The organism is Kosakonia sp., from assembly GCF_032104925.1.
In the GTDB taxonomy this organism is placed as follows: domain Bacteria; phylum Pseudomonadota; class Gammaproteobacteria; order Enterobacterales; family Enterobacteriaceae; genus Kosakonia.
The window spans coordinates 70051-86271 of record NZ_DAMCGF010000016.1 but is presented as its reverse complement, the minus strand read 5'-3'; the positions used below and the strand labels follow the sequence as shown (position 1 = coordinate 86271).

Annotated in this window: 16 protein-coding genes and 1 tRNA gene; 13 read left to right on the top strand and 4 right to left on the bottom strand. The window is 54.0% G+C overall.

Going from position 1 to position 16221, the window contains the following annotated elements; genetic code table 11:
* The first annotated feature begins 62 nt into the window (after positions 1–62).
* Positions 63–138 (top strand) — tRNA-Trp (locus tag RT644_RS22150).
* Positions 139–233: 95 nt separating this feature from the next.
* Here the strand turns inward: RT644_RS22150 and hdfR are convergent.
* Positions 234–1067: an HTH-type transcriptional regulator HdfR gene (gene hdfR, locus RT644_RS22145; protein ID WP_110093632.1), complete on the bottom strand. Its 834-nt coding sequence runs from the start codon at positions 1065–1067 to the stop codon at positions 234–236.
* A 106-nt stretch (positions 1068–1173) separates the two neighbouring features.
* Here hdfR and RT644_RS22140 point away from each other — a divergent pair, with 106 nt between their 5' ends.
* Positions 1174–1512, top strand: coding sequence for a DUF413 domain-containing protein (locus RT644_RS22140; protein WP_017459699.1), 339 nt, complete (start codon positions 1174–1176; stop codon positions 1510–1512).
* Positions 1513–1537: 25 nt separating this feature from the next.
* Here RT644_RS22140 and RT644_RS22135 read toward each other — a convergent pair whose 3' ends face one another.
* Positions 1538–3058, bottom strand: a complete 1521-nt coding sequence (locus tag RT644_RS22135; protein ID WP_313628127.1) for a YifB family Mg chelatase-like AAA ATPase — start codon at positions 3056–3058, stop codon at positions 1538–1540.
* 318 nt (positions 3059–3376) lie between these two features.
* Here RT644_RS22135 and ilvL point away from each other — a divergent pair, with 318 nt between their 5' ends.
* The 7 genes from ilvL to ilvA all read left to right on the top strand — a co-directional run bounded on the left by ilvL (position 3377) and on the right by ilvA (position 10059).
* Positions 3377–3475 carry an ilv operon leader peptide gene (gene ilvL / locus RT644_RS22130; protein WP_015966468.1) on the top strand — a complete coding sequence of 33 codons (99 nt, stop codon included), beginning with the start codon at positions 3377–3379 and terminating at the stop codon, positions 3473–3475.
* A gap of 86 nt (positions 3476–3561) precedes the next feature.
* Positions 3562–3612 carry a peptide IlvX gene (gene ilvX / locus RT644_RS23690; RefSeq protein WP_202819293.1) on the top strand — a complete coding sequence of 17 codons (51 nt, stop codon included), beginning with the start codon at positions 3562–3564 and terminating at the stop codon, positions 3610–3612.
* 2 nt (positions 3613–3614) lie between these two features.
* Positions 3615–5261 carry an acetolactate synthase 2 catalytic subunit gene (gene ilvG, locus RT644_RS22125; RefSeq protein ID WP_020455987.1) on the top strand — a complete coding sequence of 549 codons (1647 nt, stop codon included), beginning with the start codon at positions 3615–3617 and terminating at the stop codon, positions 5259–5261.
* The gene (ilvM, locus tag RT644_RS22120) at positions 5258–5527 is read left to right on the top strand and encodes an acetolactate synthase 2 small subunit (RefSeq protein WP_017459702.1); all 270 of its coding nucleotides are present in this window, start codon (positions 5258–5260) and stop codon (positions 5525–5527) included. The genes ilvG and ilvM overlap by 4 nt, the downstream gene beginning before the upstream one ends.
* Positions 5528–5544: 17 nt before the next feature.
* The gene (locus RT644_RS22115) at positions 5545–6474 is read left to right on the top strand and encodes a branched-chain amino acid transaminase (RefSeq protein ID WP_020455988.1); all 930 of its coding nucleotides are present in this window, start codon (positions 5545–5547) and stop codon (positions 6472–6474) included.
* Positions 6475–6661: 187 nt separating this feature from the next.
* Entirely contained in the window at positions 6662–8512 is a 1851-nt protein-coding gene (gene ilvD / locus RT644_RS22110; protein WP_020455989.1) for a dihydroxy-acid dehydratase, read from the top strand.
* A 2-nt stretch (positions 8513–8514) separates the two neighbouring features.
* Positions 8515–10059, top strand: coding sequence for a threonine ammonia-lyase, biosynthetic (gene ilvA, locus RT644_RS22105; RefSeq protein ID WP_313628130.1), 1545 nt, complete (start codon positions 8515–8517; stop codon positions 10057–10059).
* Here the strand turns inward: ilvA and ilvY are convergent.
* Positions 10056–10946 carry an HTH-type transcriptional activator IlvY gene (gene ilvY / locus RT644_RS22100; protein ID WP_020455991.1) on the bottom strand — a complete coding sequence of 297 codons (891 nt, stop codon included), beginning with the start codon at positions 10944–10946 and terminating at the stop codon, positions 10056–10058. The two genes, ilvA and ilvY, sit on opposite strands and share 4 nt — an antisense overlap.
* Before the next feature lie 217 nt (positions 10947–11163).
* Between ilvY and ilvC the strand changes: the two genes are divergently transcribed.
* From ilvC to RT644_RS22085, 3 genes are all read left to right on the top strand, one after another.
* Positions 11164–12639: a ketol-acid reductoisomerase gene (gene ilvC / locus RT644_RS22095; RefSeq protein WP_020455992.1), complete on the top strand. Its 1476-nt coding sequence runs from the start codon at positions 11164–11166 to the stop codon at positions 12637–12639.
* A gap of 157 nt (positions 12640–12796) precedes the next feature.
* A complete protein-coding gene (locus RT644_RS22090) occupies positions 12797–13234 on the top strand; it encodes an RrF2 family transcriptional regulator (protein ID WP_020455993.1) in 438 nt (145 codons plus the stop codon).
* Complete coding sequence (locus RT644_RS22085; protein ID WP_313628124.1) at positions 13234–13599, top strand: DUF1360 domain-containing protein; 366 nt, start codon at positions 13234–13236, stop codon at positions 13597–13599. Before RT644_RS22090 ends, RT644_RS22085 begins: the two co-directional genes overlap by 1 nt.
* Positions 13600–13632: 33 nt before the next feature.
* Here the strand turns inward: RT644_RS22085 and ppiC are convergent, their stop codons facing one another.
* Complete coding sequence (gene ppiC / locus RT644_RS22080) at positions 13633–13914, bottom strand: peptidylprolyl isomerase PpiC (protein WP_001140255.1); 282 nt, start codon at positions 13912–13914, stop codon at positions 13633–13635.
* 268 nt (positions 13915–14182) lie between these two features.
* On the opposite strand from ppiC, the gene rep reads away from it, so the two are divergent.
* Entirely contained in the window at positions 14183–16204 is a 2022-nt protein-coding gene (gene rep, locus RT644_RS22075; protein ID WP_313628122.1) for a DNA helicase Rep, read from the top strand.
* The last annotated feature ends 17 nt before the right edge of the window (positions 16205–16221 follow it).

Sequence of the window (16221 nt, the reverse complement as noted above, 5' to 3'; positions counted from 1 at the left end):
AATACCTGCCTGTCACGCAGGGGGTCGCGGGTTCGAGTCCCGTCCGTTCCGCCACCCTAATTAGGGGCGTAGTTCAATTGGTAGAGCACCGGTCTCCAAAACCGGGTGTTGGGGGTTCGAGTCCCTCCGCCCCTGCCAGAAATAATCCTTAGCATCTGCTAAGGATTTTTTTTGCTTCTTTTTCAGCATCCACTCTACAGAAAATCTCTCGCAGGCATCCTTGCCACAAATATTCAATCAATCACTTTGATTTTCAAAAGATCGCGGATCTGATTCTGTTTATCGCTGTTTTGCAGCCAAATTGCATAAAGTGGACGAGAAAGCATCGTTGTATCAGTAACGGGATATAACTTATCTTTTTGTTCTGCCCATGAAACAGGTAGCCAGGTGCAGCCATTAAGCTGCGGTAATTGCTGATGGGCCACTTCTGCTGAACTGGTCGTCAATGTTGGCACGTCATCACTGGCGATTAACTCTGACTCATGCTGTTGAAAATCCGGTCCCCATTCGAGGCGCAGGTAGTTCAATTCTGACTTGCTCTTTTCCGGGGCTGCGCAATAAAGCGCAAGTGTGAAATGGCCGAGCAACTGGCTGCTAAACTCATCCATCTTTGGCGTTTCAGTCGTGATCAACAGATCCAGTTGCCGCTCGTGTAACTGTTTAACCAATGATTGCCGTTGTGCAATTCGTGCTTCGAACTGAAGGTTTCCTTGCAGGTTATACAGCCTGGTTAACCAATCGCTAAGCATGCATTCCCATAGGGATGCGCTGGCCCCAATAGAAAATTGGTGGTGTCGCGATGTGTGCGCCACTTCTTTTCTTGCGGCTTGCCAGGTACTCATCAATGTTTCCGCATACGGCAGCAGCTTCTCGCCAGCTGCCGTCAGGCGGATATTGTTGCGATGGCGTGTAAAGAGATTAACCCCAAGCTGGTTCTCTAACTGGCGAATACGAAAACTCACCGCGGACTGGGTCAGATAGAGTGCTTCGGCTGCACGACCGAAGTGACGAGTCCTGCTAACTTCGAGGAAAGTTTTTAGTAATTCCGTATCCACAGTTTTCTCCACAAAAATATTTGTCGTAATGATTTAAATGTTTTGTTTTACACTCTGTCAAGCGTAACTAATACTCCGCGCCATAAATAGCTCGGCCAAAGAATTAGGAGCGTGCAGGATGGCGGAAAGCTTTACGACGACAAATCGTTTTTTCGACAATAAGAATTATCCGCGCGGGTTCTCTCGCCACGGTGACTTCACCATCAAAGAGGCGCAACTGCTTGAGCGCCATGGTTATGCTTTTAACGAACTGGAACTCGGTAAGCGTGAACCAGTGACTGCAGAAGAAACGCAATTCGTTGCAGTGTGCCGTGGAGAGCGTGAGCCAGACACCGAAGCAGAACGCGTCTGGATCAAGTATATGGCGCGCATTAAGCGTCCGAAGCGCTTTCACACTCTTTCAGGTGGGAAACCACAGATGGAAGGTGCGGAAGACTATACGGATTCCGAAGATTAAGAGAAAAGGGGCTACGGCCCCTTTTTTACATCAGCATCTTTTGCAAATGAATCAGTAGCCTGTCGATTGCGCGATAACTTAACGCTTCCTGTAGATGCGCGCGCTGGATCGCTGGCTCTTCTTCAAGATCGGCTATCGTTCGTGCAACTCTCAGCAGGCGTTGCCAGGCGCGTACAGATAATCCCAGACGTGTTAACGTCTCTTCCAGCCAATTCCCGTCTTCTCTGTTAAGTTTACAAAGCTGTTTTGTTTCGCTGCTATCCAGATGCGCGTTGAGTTTATTCTGCCGCTGATACTGCCGTGCCCGGGCCTGAATAACCCGTAAGCGTACCGTTTCACTGCTTTCGCCTTTTTGCTGTGGCTGGCTCATTGACCCCGGAGCAAGCAAGGGGACCTCAAGCGAGAGATCGAAGCGATCGAGAAAAGGGCCTGATAGCTTTCCCAAATAGCGCAGCGTTTGCTCCGGTGTCGAGCGGTTATGATTTCCCCGGTAATGGCCGGTCGGGCTCGGGTTCATGGCGGCGATTAACTGGAAACGAGCGGGATAGGTAACTTTCGCCCTTGCCCTCGAGAGATGGATTTGTCCGGATTCAATAGGTTCGCGGAGTGCATCCAGCACGCGGCGTTCAAATTCCGGTAATTCATCCAGAAACAAAACGCCATTATGCGCCAGCGAAATCTCGCCCGGGCCTGGTATTGCGCCACCGCCGACAAGTGCCGCCAGTGAAGCGCTGTGATGCGGTGCTCTGAATGGGCGTCTTCGCCAGTGGCGAGAGAGTGCCGCTGAATTTACCACGCTCATAATGGCCGCGCTTTCCAGCGCTTCCTGGTTGCTCAATGGCGGCAACAATCCCGCCAACCGACTGGCCAACATAGTCTTGCCCGTGCCCGGAGGTCCGATTAGCAACAGGTTGTGTCCACCTGCCGCAGTGATTTCCAGTGCGCGCTTCCCTTGTTCTTGTCCAATAACATCGCTTAAATCCTCACTGGCGGCCTCCTGGCTGCTACAAAAGGGGGCAGGTGAAGGTAATGCCTGTTTTCCTTCCAGAAACGCACATACTTCCTGTAAATGGTCGGCGACCAGACACTCCTGTGTTTCTATGAGGCTGGCTTCAGCTTCGTTTTCTCTGGCAATAACGATGCGTCTGTTGGCTTTTACCGCTTCAATGACAGAAGAGATGGCGCCAGGAACCCCACGTAATGCGCCTGTAAGGGCAAGTTCGCCAACAAATTCATAGCGACTCAGCTCTGATGCCGTTAGCTGCTCAGAAGCGGACAGAAGCGCGATAGCAATGGGTAAATCGTATCGTCCACCTTCTTTGGGCAGATCCGCGGGTGCCAGGTTGATGGTGATCCGTTTCGCCGGGAATTCATATCCGCTGTTGATAATGGCGCTACGAACACGATCGCGTGCTTCTTTAACCGTGGTTTCCGGTAGCCCAACAATAGTCAGCCCCGGCAGCCCGTTACTGATATGCACTTCAACGGTGACCAGGGGGGCCGTCACGCCTAACGCCGCTCGCGTATAAATTACAGACAATGCCATAGGCTCTCCTTTTCACAGACATTATCTATTTTGGTTATCGCTTTTCATTATCGAAACGCTGCTTTTGCGTGCGCGTTTCCTGCATTTCACTGCAATTAGCCCCTTTTTTCATCGTATTGGAATGTTGATCGCAGCGTTGTATTGCTAGTGCAAGAGGTGAGAAATTTTCACCAAGACTTTTCTCTATATAAAACAACCATTTTTCGTCAATTTGTCGGTGTGGTCGCAAACTGCGTCATAAATTTTTCTTGTTTCTTGTCTTAAATCTGTGTTACCTCTTTAGGCATTCCTTCGAACATGAAGCAAGAACGAACACAAATGAAAGCCCTTCTACGAGTGATTAGCCTGGTCGTGATTAGCGTGGTGGTGATTATTATCCCACCGTGCGGGGCTGCACTTGGACGAGGAAAGGCTTAAAAAACAAGCCTTAACGAACTAAGACCCCCGCACCGAAAGGTCCGGGGGTTTTTTTATGACCTAAAAACATAAACGAGGAGCAGAGGATGAGTAGTAGCACAAAATTCTGTTTCTCCCGATATCCGGCGGGGAACTGACTATGAATGGAGCACAGTGGGTGGTACATGCGTTGCGAGCGCAGAAAGTCGATATCGTCTTCGGCTATCCGGGCGGTGCAATTATGCCGGTTTACGATGCATTGTATGACGGCGGCGTGGAACACCTACTTTGCCGGCACGAGCAGGGCGCGGCGATGGCCGCTATCGGCTATGCTCGGGCCACTGGTAAAACCGGCGTTTGCATCGCTACCTCCGGCCCAGGTGCGACGAACCTGATCACCGGTCTTGCTGATGCGTTATTAGATTCCGTTCCGGTTGTTGCCATTACCGGCCAGGTTGCTGCTCCGCTTATCGGTACCGACGCGTTTCAGGAAGTGGACGTACTGGGTTTATCCCTCGCCTGCACGAAGCACAGCTTTCTGGTTGAATCGCTGGAAGAGTTACCGCGTGTCATGGCTGAGGCTTTCTACGTGGCCAATTCCGGCCGCCCGGGCCCGGTTCTGGTGGATATTCCAAAAGACATCCAGTTGGCTGTAGGCGATCTGGATCCCTGGTTCGCGACCGTCGACGATGAACATTATTTCCCGCAAGCGGAAGTGGAGCAGGCCGTGCAGATGCTCTCGCAGGCAACAAAACCGATGCTGTATGTTGGCGGCGGTGTGGGCATGGCGCAGGCGGTTCCGGCGCTGCGTGAGTTTCTGAGCGTGACGCAAATGCCGGTCACTTGCACGCTGAAAGGGCTGGGCGCGGTGGAAACTGATTATGCTTACTATCTCGGCATGCTGGGGATGCACGGTACGAAAGCCGCGAATTTTGCCGTGCAGGAGTGTGACTTGCTGATTGCCGTTGGCGCCCGCTTTGACGATCGCGTGACCGGCAAGCTGAATACCTTCGCGCCGAACGCCAAAGTGATCCATATGGATATCGACCCGGCGGAAATGAGCAAACTGCGCCAGGCGCACGTTGCGTTGCAGGGCGATTTAAACGCGTTGCTGCCTGCGCTACAACAGCCGCTGGCAATTGATGCGTGGCGTCAATACAGTGCGGATCTGCGTCGCGAACATGCCTGGCGTTACGATCATCCAGGCGACGCTATTTACGCGCCGCTGTTGTTAAAACAGCTCTCCGATCGCAAACCGGAAAACAGCGTGGTCACTACCGACGTTGGCCAGCATCAGATGTGGGCGGCGCAACATTTGTGTTTCAGCCGCCCGGAAGATTTCATCACGTCCAGTGGATTAGGTACGATGGGCTTCGGTTTGCCGGCCGCTGTTGGCGCGCAGGTTGCCCGCCCGGACGATACGGTAATCTGTATCTCCGGTGACGGCTCCTTCATGATGAATGTTCAGGAGCTCGGCACCGTTAAACGTAAGCAATTACCGCTGAAGATTGTCTTACTGGACAACCAGCGTTTAGGGATGGTTCGCCAGTGGCAGCAGTTATTCTTCAACGAGCGTTATAGTGAAACCACCCTGACTGATAACCCCGATTTCCTCACACTGGCCAGCGCTTTCGGCATTCCCGGCCAGCACATCACCCGAAAAGACCAGGTTGAAGCGGCACTCGACACGATGCTCACGAGCCCAGGGCCATACCTGCTTCATGTCTCAATCGATGAACTTGAGAATGTCTGGCCGTTGGTGCCGCCCGGCGCCAGTAACTCACAAATGCTGGAGAAATTATCATGATGCAACATCAGGTCGCCGTTGAGGCCCGCTTCAATCCTGAAACGTTAGAACGCGTGCTGCGCGTGGTGCGTCACCGTGGCTTTCAGGTGTGTGCCATGAATATGGAAACCGCCAGTGATGCGCGGAACATAAATATCGAATTGACCGTTGCCAGCCCGCGGCCTGTCGAATTACTGTTTAGCCAGTTAAGCAAACTTGTTGACGTTGCCCGGGTTGATATCCGCCAGCGTGCCACATCATCACAATCACAACAAATCCGCGCGTAAGCGCAAAAGGAAGAATAATGACGACGAAAAAAGCAGACTACATTTGGTCTAATGGCGAGATGGTTCGTTGGGAAGATGCGAAAGTCCACGTGATGTCCCACGCGCTGCATTACGGTACTTCCGTATTTGAAGGCATCCGTTGCTATGACTCGCACAAAGGTCCGGTAGTGTTCCGCCATCGTGAACATATGCAGCGTCTGCGCGATTCCGCCAAAATCTATCGTTTCCCGGTATCTCAGAGCGTCGACGAGCTGATGGAAGCCTGCCGCGCAGTGATCCGCAAAAACAATCTGACCAGCGCCTATATTCGTCCGCTGGTATTTGTGGGCGATGTTGGCATGGGCGTTAACCCGCCGGCGGGCTACACCACTGATGTGATTATCGCTGCCTTCCCGTGGGGGGCTTACCTCGGTGCGGAAGCACTGGATCAGGGGATCGACGCGATGGTGTCTTCCTGGAACCGTGTTGCGCCGAACACCATCCCGACAGCCGCGAAAGCGGGCGGAAACTACCTTTCTTCCCTGCTGGTTGGCAGCGAAGCGCGCCGCCACGGTTACCAGGAAGGCATTGCGCTTGACGTTAACGGCTACATCTCTGAAGGTGCGGGCGAAAACCTGTTTGAAGTAAAAGATGGCATCCTGTTCACGCCGCCGTTTACCTCTTCCGCCCTGCCGGGTATCACTCGCGATGCGATCATCAAGCTGGCGAAAGAGCTGAATATCGAAGTTCGTGAGCAGGTGCTGTCCCGCGAATCGCTGTATCTGGCGGATGAAGTGTTTATGTCCGGTACGGCAGCGGAAATTACGCCGGTGCGCAGCGTTGATGGTATTCAGGTTGGTGAAGGTCGTTGTGGCCCGGTCACCAAACGTATTCAGCAAGCATTCTTTGGCCTGTTCACCGGTGAAACGGAAGATAAGTGGGGCTGGTTGGATCAAGTTAATCCATAAATACCCGTCATACTTCAGGTTGTAGGTGTGTTGGCCGCACTCGTTCACCCCAGTCACTTACTTATGTAAGCTCCCGGGGATTCGCTCGCTTGCCGCCTTCCTACAACCCGAATCATTCAGGGTATAGCAAATAAATATGGGATGGCACGCACCACCCCATCGACAAGATAGACGGGAGTAAAAGAGCATGCCTAAGTACCGTTCCGCCACCACCACCCACGGGCGCAATATGGCGGGTGCCCGCGCGCTGTGGCGCGCAACCGGGATGACCGACGCCGATTTCGGCAAGCCGATTATCGCCGTCGTGAACTCGTTTACCCAGTTCGTGCCGGGCCACGTTCACCTGCGCGATCTCGGTAAGCTGGTTGCGGAGCAAATCGAAGCCGCAGGCGGCGTGGCGAAAGAGTTCAACACGATTGCCGTTGATGACGGTATCGCCATGGGCCACGGCGGCATGCTTTATTCACTGCCTTCCCGCGAGCTGATTGCCGATTCCGTTGAATATATGGTCAATGCCCACTGCGCTGACGCAATGGTGTGTATTTCCAACTGCGACAAAATCACCCCCGGGATGCTGATGGCTTCTCTGCGGTTGAATATTCCGGTGATTTTCGTCTCCGGCGGCCCGATGGAAGCCGGGAAAACAAAACTCTCCAACCAGATAATTAAACTCGATCTGGTGGATGCCATGATTCAGGGCGCGGATCCGAAAGTTTCTGACGATCAGAGCGAGCAGGTAGAACGTTCCGCCTGCCCCACTTGCGGATCCTGCTCCGGCATGTTTACCGCCAACTCAATGAACTGTCTGACCGAAGCGCTGGGGCTGTCACAGCCGGGTAACGGCTCGCTGCTCGCGACCCACGCTGACCGCAAAGAACTGTTCATCAACGCGGGCAAACGCATTGTTGAGCTGACCAAACGCTATTACGAGCAGGATGACACCAGCGCACTACCGCGTTCCATCGCCAGTAAAGCGGCGTTTGAAAACGCCATGACGCTGGATATCGCTATGGGCGGCTCTACTAATACTGTTCTGCATCTGCTGGCCGCCGCGCAGGAAGCAGAAATTGATTTCACCATGAGTGATATCGATAAGCTGTCCCGCAAAGTTCCGCAGCTATGTAAAGTCGCGCCGAGTACGCAGAAATACCATATGGAGGATGTGCACCGCGCCGGTGGCGTGCTGGGCATCCTGGGTGAGCTGGATCGCGCTAACTTGTTAAACCGTGACGTGAAAAACGTGCTCGGTCTGACGCTGCCGCAAACCCTTGAGCAGTACGACGTGATGCTGACCAAAGACGACGCGGTGAAAACCATGTTCCGCGCGGGGCCAGCCGGTATCCGCACCACGCAGGCGTTTTCCCAGAATTGCCGCTGGGACACGCTGGATGACGATCGCGCTGAAGGCTGTATCCGTTCGCTGGAGCATGCTTACAGCAAAGATGGTGGCCTGGCCGTGCTGTACGGCAATTTTGCGGAAAACGGCTGTATCGTTAAAACCGCAGGCGTTGATGACAGCAACCTGACCTTTACCGGTCCGGCAAAAGTGTATGAAAGCCAGGACGCGGCGGTGGAAGCCATTCTCGGCGGTAAAGTTGTCGCCGGTGATGTGGTGGTGATTCGCTACGAAGGGCCGAAAGGCGGGCCGGGGATGCAGGAAATGCTCTACCCAACCAGCTTCCTGAAATCGATGGGCCTCGGCAAAGCGTGTGCGCTGATCACCGATGGGCGTTTCTCCGGCGGGACTTCCGGCCTTTCCATTGGCCATGTTTCTCCGGAAGCGGCAAGCGGCGGCAATATCGGCCTGATTGAAGATGGCGACATTATCGCTATCGATATTCCGAGCCGCAGCATTCAACTGCAACTGAGCGATCGTGAACTGGCAGCGCGTCGTGAAGCGCAGGAAGCCCGAGGCGATAAGGCCTGGACGCCGGTTGACCGTGAGCGTCAGGTCTCCTTCGCGCTGCGCGCTTATGCCAGTCTCGCGACCAGTGCGGATAAAGGCGCGGTACGCGATAAATCCAAACTTGGGGGTTAATGATGGCCGAATCCCAACCCCTCTCAGCCGCTCCCGAAGGGGCGGAATATCTGAGAGCGGTGCTGCGTGCGCCGGTTTACGAAGCGGCGCAGGTAACGCCGCTGCAAAAAATGGAGAAACTCTCTTCGCGTCTCGACAACGTAATTCTGGTCAAACGCGAAGACCGCCAGCCGGTGCACAGCTTTAAGCTGCGTGGCGCGTACGCAATGATTGCCGGGCTGACGCCTGAGCAGAAAGCGCACGGCGTGATTACTGCTTCTGCGGGCAACCACGCGCAGGGCGTGGCAATGTCATCGACGCGTCTGGGGATCAAATCGCTGATTGTGATGCCAGTGGCGACGGCGGATATCAAAGTGGATGCGGTGCGCGGCTTTGGTGGCGAAGTGCTGTTGCACGGTGCCAACTTCGACGAAGCGAAAGCCAAAGCCATTGAGCTGGCTGAGCAACAAGGTTTCACCTTTGTACCGCCGTTTGATCACCCGATGGTGATTGCCGGACAGGGCACGCTGGCGCTGGAGTTGCTGCAACAGGATGCGCATATCGATCGGGTTTTTGTGCCGGTCGGCGGCGGCGGTTTAGCGGCAGGCGTGGCGGTGTTGATTAAACAGCTGATGCCGCAAATCAAAGTGATCGCCGTTGAAGCGGAAGACTCCGCCTGCCTGAAAGCGGCGCTGGATGCGGGTCATCCGGTCGAGTTACCGCGCGTGGGCTTGTTTGCCGAAGGCGTGGCGGTAAAACGCATTGGTAACGAAACTTTCCGTCTGTGCCAGGCGTATCTCGATGACATCATCACTGTCGATAGCGATGCAATTTGTGCGGCGATGAAAGATCTGTTCGAAGATGTCCGTGCGGTGGCGGAACCGTCCGGTGCGCTGGCGCTGGCGGGGATGAAAAAGTACATCGCGAAACACCATATTCGCGGCGAACGGCTGGCGCATGTGCTTTCCGGTGCGAATGTGAATTTCCACGGCTTACGTTATGTTTCTGAGCGTTGCGAGCTGGGCGAGCAGCGGGAAGCGCTGCTGGCGGTGACCATTCCGGAAGAGAAAGGTAGCTTCCTGAAGTTCTGCCAGTTGTTGGGTGGGCGTTCCGTAACCGAATTTAACTATCGCTTTGCCGATGCGAAAGACGCCTGCATTTTTGTCGGTGTACGTCTAAGCCGCGGGCTGGAGGAGCGCAAAGAGATCCTCGATCTACTGCATCAAGGCGGTTATAGCGTCGTGGATCTTTCCGACGATGAGATGGCGAAACTGCACGTGCGTTACATGGTGGGCGGGCGACCGTCGAAACCGCTGCGCGAACGCCTGTACAGTTTTGAGTTCCCGGAATCGCCCGGCGCGCTGCTGAAGTTCCTGCATACGCTTGGTACGCACTGGAATATTTCATTGTTCCATTACCGCAGCCACGGCACCGATTATGGGCGCGTTCTGGCAGCATTCGAACTGGGCGAGCATGAGCCAGATTTCGAAACCCGGCTCAACGAGCTGGGCTACGAATGCCACGATGAAACGCATAACCCGGCGTTCCGTTTTTTCCTTGCCGGTTAGTTGTTTGGCAGGATTTTCCAGAACGCATCAATAAGCGGCTCATAGAGCCGCTTTTTTTGTACACACACGCCAAGCTCAAACGGCGTTTTCTCATCGCTGCGCTCAAGGATCATCACGCGGTTGCGTACCGGCTCCGGGCTGTTTTCCAGCACCACTTCCGGGATTAGCGCCACACCGCAACCGAGCGCGACCATCGACACCATCGCTTCGTGACCGCCGACGGTAGCGTAAATCGACGGGTTGCTGATTTTGTGGCGGCGGAACCATAGTTCGATACGGCGGCGCACCGGGCCCTGATCGGCCATGATAAACGGCACGGTGGACCAGTCTGGTTCGGGCTGCGAAACCTGGTTACGCACCGGGCAGGGGAGCGCAGGTGCTATCAGCACCACGGCCAGGTTTTCCAGCATCGAAAAGGCGACCGCGCCGGGCAGCGTTTCCGGTTTCCCGGCAATGGCCAGATCCGCTTCGCCAGTGACCACTTTTTCCATCGCATCAGCGGCATCGCCGGTGGTGAGCTTGATCTCTACCGACGGATGTTCCGCGCGAAAGCGATCAAGAATCGGCGGCAAATGGCTGTAAGCCGCGGTGACGGAACAGAAAAGATGCAGCTCGCCGGAAAGCGACGGGCCTTGCTGGTCGATGGTGTGGCGCAATTGCTGATACTGCAATAACGTTTGCTGCGCGAAAACGCGCAACTCTTCACCCGCTTCAGTCAGCGTGACGGTACGGTTATCGCGCACAAACAGCGGCTGCCCGAGATCTTCTTCCAGCCGCTGGATTTGTCGCGAAAGCGTGGAAGGACTGACATGCATGGCGCGCGCGCTGCGGCCAAAATGGCGGCTTTCGGCCAGATGCAGGAACGTTTTCAGATCGCGTAAATCCATGAGACAGACTCCACAAATTTACATTGCAAAAATTGCAATGTGATATTGTTAATATATCAATTTAAGCAACGCATTTCCTGTCATATAGTGGGTTCAATCTCGCTTATCAGCGAACTGAACAATAAATATTGCCCTGAATAATTTGCGCAACAGAAAATCTAAAGCGTTAGCGCAAAAGAAGAACGGCACAACACAACATCACACGACGAGGTCTCAAATGGCTAACTACTTTAATACACTGAACCTGCGCCAGCAGCTGGCGCAGCTGGGCAAATGCCGCTTTATGGCGCGTGACGAATTTGCCGATGGCGCAAGCTACCTTCAGGGTAAAAAAGTGGTCATCGTCGGCTGCGGTGCCCAGGGCCTGAACCAGGGCCTGAACATGCGTGACTCCGGTCTGGATATCTCTTACGCGCTGCGTAAAGAAGCCATTGCGGAAAAACGCGCGTCCTGGCGCAAAGCGACCGAAAACGGTTTTAAAGTTGGCACGTATGAAGAGCTGATCCCGCAGGCGGATCTGGTCGTGAACCTGACGCCGGACAAACAGCACTCTGACGTCGTGCGTTCCGTGCAGCCGCTGATGAAAGACGGCGCGGCACTGGGCTACTCTCACGGTTTCAATATCGTGGAAGTGGGTGAGCAGATCCGTAAAGACATCACCGTCGTGATGGTGGCGCCGAAGTGCCCAGGTACTGAAGTGCGTGAAGAGTACAAACGCGGTTTCGGCGTTCCGACGCTGATCGCCGTCCACCCGGAAAACGACCCGAAAGGCGAAGGAATGGCGATTGCTAAAGCCTGGGCTGCGGCAACCGGTGGTCACCGTGCGGGTGTTCTGGAGTCCTCTTTCGTTGCGGAAGTGAAATCTGACCTGATGGGCGAGCAGACTATCCTCTGCGGCATGTTGCAGGCGGGTTCTCTGCTGTGCTTTGACAAGCTGGTGGCCGACGGTACCGACCCGGCTTACGCAGAAAAACTGATTCAGTTCGGCTGGGAAACCATCACCGAAGCGCTGAAACAGGGCGGTATTACGCTGATGATGGATCGCTTGTCCAATCCGGCGAAACTGCGTGCTTACGCGCTGTCTGAACAGCTGAAAGGTATCATGGCGCCGCTGTTCCAGAAACATATGGACGACATCATTTCCGGCGAGTTCTCTTCCGGCATGATGGCTGACTGGGCCAACGACGATAAGAAACTGCTGACCTGGCGTGAAGAAACCGGTAAAACCGCGTTCGAAACCGCACCGCAGTTTGAAGGCAAAATCAGCGAGCAGGAGTATTTTGATAAAGGCGTGCTGATGATTGCGATGGTGAAAGCGGGCGTTGAACTGGCGTTCGAAACCATGGTGGCGTCCGGCATTATCGAAGAGTCTGCTTACTATGAATCGCTGCACGAACTGCCGCTGATTGCCAACACCATCGCGCGTAAACGTCTGTATGAGATGAACGTGGTTATTTCCGATACCGCAGAGTACGGCAACTACCTGTTCTCTTATGCTTGCGTACCGCTGCTGAAAGAGTTTATGACCACGCTGCAAACGGGCGATTTGGGTAAAGCGATTGCCGAAGGCGCGGTAGATAACGCGCAGCTGCGCGATGTGAATGATGCGATTCGCAGCCACGCCATTGAGAAAGTGGGTCAGAAACTGCGCGGTTATATGACGGACATGAAACGTATCGCCGTCGCGAGCTAAATCCTGTCGTTTTTCGGCAACGATAAGCCGACATTCATCGAAAAATTCAAGCCCGGAGGCGTTAGCGCTTCCGGGCTTTTTTATGTGCTGCACTGGACGCAATCTTTTTTGCCCATTCGTCTTGTTGAATTTGTCTTTATGTAATATCGTAAGTTACATGAAAATAAATAACTCATTCTCCGCGACGCTGCACATCCTGCTCCACATGGAACAGGCCGATAAACCGATGACATCGGAACAGATGGCTGAATACATCGACGGTAACCCGGCGTTTATTCGCAAACTGCTCGCCGGGTTACGGGAAAAACAGATTGTCTGCGCGACCAAAGGGCACCACGGCGGCTGGCGGCTTTGTCGTCCCGCCAGTCATGTCACTCTCTACGACATCTATATTGCACTGGGATCGCCTGCGTTGTTCGCATTGGGTAATCGTAATGAGAACCCTGAGTGCCTGGTTGAGCAAGGGGTGAACCGGGTGATGTCGTCGACGCTTGCCGACGCACAATCGCTGATCCTTGAACGTTTTAAAAACCTGACGCTACAGGATGTCGGTGCGGAATTTATCAGTTACTTCAACGAAAAGGGGCACCACTGATGATTGCAGATTTAACCACCTGCCTGATGATTGCGCTGGCTGCCAGCAGCATTTCAATAACGGTGACGCAAACGGAGTTATTTGCGGCTTTTCGTGAATGGACGGTGAAAAAGAACGCGATGATAGGGCACTTGTTTCAGTGTTTTTATTGTCTGAGCCACTGGGCGGTGTTTGGCGGCATGCTGGTGTACCGGCCTGCGTTGCTGTACAGCGGCTTTGCATTGATTGACTGGGTGATGACGGCGTTTATTACCATTACGCTGGCGACCCTGATTAATGGCCTGATGTTTAAAGTGTTCCAGGCGGCAATCAGCATGCATGTGATGAAGCATGACGCGCAGCAGAAACTGCAACCGCACAAATAAAAAACAGCCTCTCTGTGATGAGAGGCTCAATCATTAGTTGCGGTACAGCACTTTGATGATGTGGTAACCGAACTGGGTGTGCAGCGGGCCGGTTGGCTCCAGCACCGGGCAGGAGAACACCACTTTATCGAACGCGGGAACCATCTGGCCCTGACGGAATTCGCCCAAATGTCCGCCTTTTTTACCTGACGGGCAGATAGAGTGTTTCTTCGCCAGCTTTTCGAAATCGCCGCCGTTTTTGATCTGTTCCAGAAGATCCAGTGCCAGTTTCTCTTCTTTAACAAGGATATGCAGTGCTGCTGCGGTTTTTGCCATGATCGTGCCTTGAGTGAGGTTGTTGAGGCTGGCTATACTACCACGCGTTTATACACTTCGGTCTTCATTCTGCCTCGGCTTCAAGTTGCGCCTGCGGCTCAACTTAAGCGAGGGTCTCGCACCGTGGGTGCTGCAGTAAGCTGCGTTAAATCTGTTCCCGGCAGATTCGTTATCCCGCCACTTACGTGTGTTAGCGGCTGAAGATTCACGGCCTGAATGATTTTGTGTATATATTTCCCCTCCAGACTTTTCATTGAGTGATTTTTTTATGCGTTTAAACCCCGGACAACAACAAGCCGTCGAATTCGTCACCGGACCATGCCTGGTGCTGGCGGGAGCGGGATCCGGTAAAACACGCGTGATCACCAATAAAATCGCCCATTTGATCCGTGGCTGTGGCTATCAGGCGAAACATATCGCGGCGGTAACCTTTACCAACAAAGCGGCGCGCGAGATGAAAGAACGTGTTGCGCAGACGCTGGGGCGTAAGGAGGCGCGCGGGTTGATGATCTCTACGTTCCACACGCTGGGGCTGAATATCATCAAACGTGAGTTCGCCGCGTTGGGGATGAAATCTAACTTTTCCCTGTTTGACGACACCGATCAGGTCGCGTTGCTGAAAGATCTGACCGAAGGGCTGATCGACGATGACAAAGTGGTGTTGCAACAACTGATCTCCACGATCTCAAACTGGAAAAACGATCTGCTGACGCCGTCGCAGGCTGCTGCGCGCGCAAACGGCGAGCGCGATCGTATTTTTGCTCATTGCTACGGTCTGTACGACGCCCATATGAAGGCGTGTAACGTACTCGATTTTGACGACCTGATCCTGCTGCCGACGCTGTTATTGCAGCGCAACGAAGAGGTGCGCGAACGCTGGCAGAACAAGATCCGTTATCTGCTGGTGGATGAATATCAGGACACCAACACCAGTCAGTATGAGCTGGTAAAGCTGTTAGTGGGCCAGCGCGCGCGCTTCACCGTCGTGGGTGACGATGACCAGTCGATTTATTCGTGGCGCGGTGCGCGGCCGCAAAACCTGGTGCTGCTGAGCCAGGATTTCCCGGCATTGCAGGTGATTAAGCTGGAACAAAACTATCGCTCTTCCGGGCGCATCCTGAAAGCGGCGAATATCCTCATCGCCAACAACCCACACGTGTTTGAAAAACGGCTCTTTTCCGAGCTGGGTTATGGTGCCGAGCTGAAAGTGCTCAGCGCCAACCACGAAGAACATGAAGCCGAACGCGTGACGGGTGAGCTGATTGCTCACCACTTCGTGAACAAAACCGCATACAAGGATTATGCGATCCTCTATCGCGGCAACCACCAGTCGCGCGTATTCGAAAAATTCCTGATGCAGAACCGCATCCCGTACAAGATTTCGGGCGGCACCTCGTTCTTTTCTCGCCCGGAAATCAAAGATCTACTGGCCTATTTGCGGGTGCTGACCAATACGGATGATGACAGTGCATTTCTGCGCATCGTGAATACGCCAAAGCGTGAAATTGGCTCAGCAACGCTGCAGAAGCTGGGCGAATGGGCGATGTTACGTAATAAGAGCCTGTTTGCTGCCAGCTTTGATGTTGGCCTGAACCAGACGCTGACCGGGCGCGGTTATGACGCGCTGACGCGTTTTACCCACTGGCTCGGTGAAGTTCAGCGTTTGTCGGAGCGCGAGCCTATCGCGGCAGTGCGCGATTTAATTCACGGCATCGATTATGAGTCCTGGCTGTTCGAAACCTCCGCCAGCCCGAAAGCGGCAGAGATGCGCATGAAAAACGTCAACACGCTGTTCGGCTGGATGACGGAGATGCTGGAAGGCAGCGAACTGGACGAGCCGATGACGCTGGCGGAAGTCGTCACGCGCTTTACTCTGCGCGACATGATGGAGCGTGGCGAGAGTGACGACGAATCCGATCAGGTGCAGTTGATGACGTTGCACGCGTCTAAAGGCCTTGAATTCCCGTATGTTTTCCTTGTTGGTATGGAAGAGGGGTTATTGCCACACCAGAGCAGTATCGATGAAGATAACGTCGATGAAGAGCGGCGTCTGGCTTATGTGGGCATCACCCGGGCGCAGAAAGAGCTGATTTTTACTCTCTGCAAAGAACGTCGTCAGTATGGTGAATTAGTCCGACCGGAACCGAGCCGCTTCCTGCTGGAATTACCGCAGGACGATCTGATTTGGGAGCAGGAACGCAAAGTGGTCAGTGCCGAAGAGCGCATGCATAAAGGTCAGGCCAACGTGGCGAATATTCGCGCGATGCTGGCAAAAGCGAAGGACAAATAAAAATCCACCTTCAGCGA

What these genes read in the sequence shown, in the direction of transcription:
- ilvA (WP_313628130.1), top strand. Translation starts at nt 8,515, where the DNA reads ATGGCCGAATCCCAACCCCTCTCAGCCGCTCCCGAAGGGGCGGAATAT.
- RT644_RS22090 (WP_020455993.1), top strand. Translation starts at nt 12,797, where the DNA reads ATGAAAATAAATAACTCATTCTCCGCGACGCTGCACATCCTGCTCCAC.
- RT644_RS22115 (WP_020455988.1), top strand. Translation starts at nt 5,545, where the DNA reads ATGACGACGAAAAAAGCAGACTACATTTGGTCTAATGGCGAGATGGTT.
- ppiC (WP_001140255.1), bottom strand. Translation starts at nt 13,914, where the DNA reads ATGGCAAAAACCGCAGCAGCACTGCATATCCTTGTTAAAGAAGAGAAA.
- ilvG (WP_020455987.1), top strand. Translation starts at nt 3,615, where the DNA reads ATGAATGGAGCACAGTGGGTGGTACATGCGTTGCGAGCGCAGAAAGTC.
- rep (WP_313628122.1), top strand. Translation starts at nt 14,183, where the DNA reads ATGCGTTTAAACCCCGGACAACAACAAGCCGTCGAATTCGTCACCGGA.
- ilvC (WP_020455992.1), top strand. Translation starts at nt 11,164, where the DNA reads ATGGCTAACTACTTTAATACACTGAACCTGCGCCAGCAGCTGGCGCAG.
- ilvL (WP_015966468.1), top strand. Translation starts at nt 3,377, where the DNA reads ATGAAAGCCCTTCTACGAGTGATTAGCCTGGTCGTGATTAGCGTGGTG.
- RT644_RS22085 (WP_313628124.1), top strand. Translation starts at nt 13,234, where the DNA reads ATGATTGCAGATTTAACCACCTGCCTGATGATTGCGCTGGCTGCCAGC.
- ilvD (WP_020455989.1), top strand. Translation starts at nt 6,662, where the DNA reads ATGCCTAAGTACCGTTCCGCCACCACCACCCACGGGCGCAATATGGCG.
- RT644_RS22135 (WP_313628127.1), bottom strand. Translation starts at nt 3,058, where the DNA reads ATGGCATTGTCTGTAATTTATACGCGAGCGGCGTTAGGCGTGACGGCC.
- ilvY (WP_020455991.1), bottom strand. Translation starts at nt 10,946, where the DNA reads ATGGATTTACGCGATCTGAAAACGTTCCTGCATCTGGCCGAAAGCCGC.
- ilvM (WP_017459702.1), top strand. Translation starts at nt 5,258, where the DNA reads ATGATGCAACATCAGGTCGCCGTTGAGGCCCGCTTCAATCCTGAAACG.
- RT644_RS22140 (WP_017459699.1), top strand. Translation starts at nt 1,174, where the DNA reads ATGGCGGAAAGCTTTACGACGACAAATCGTTTTTTCGACAATAAGAAT.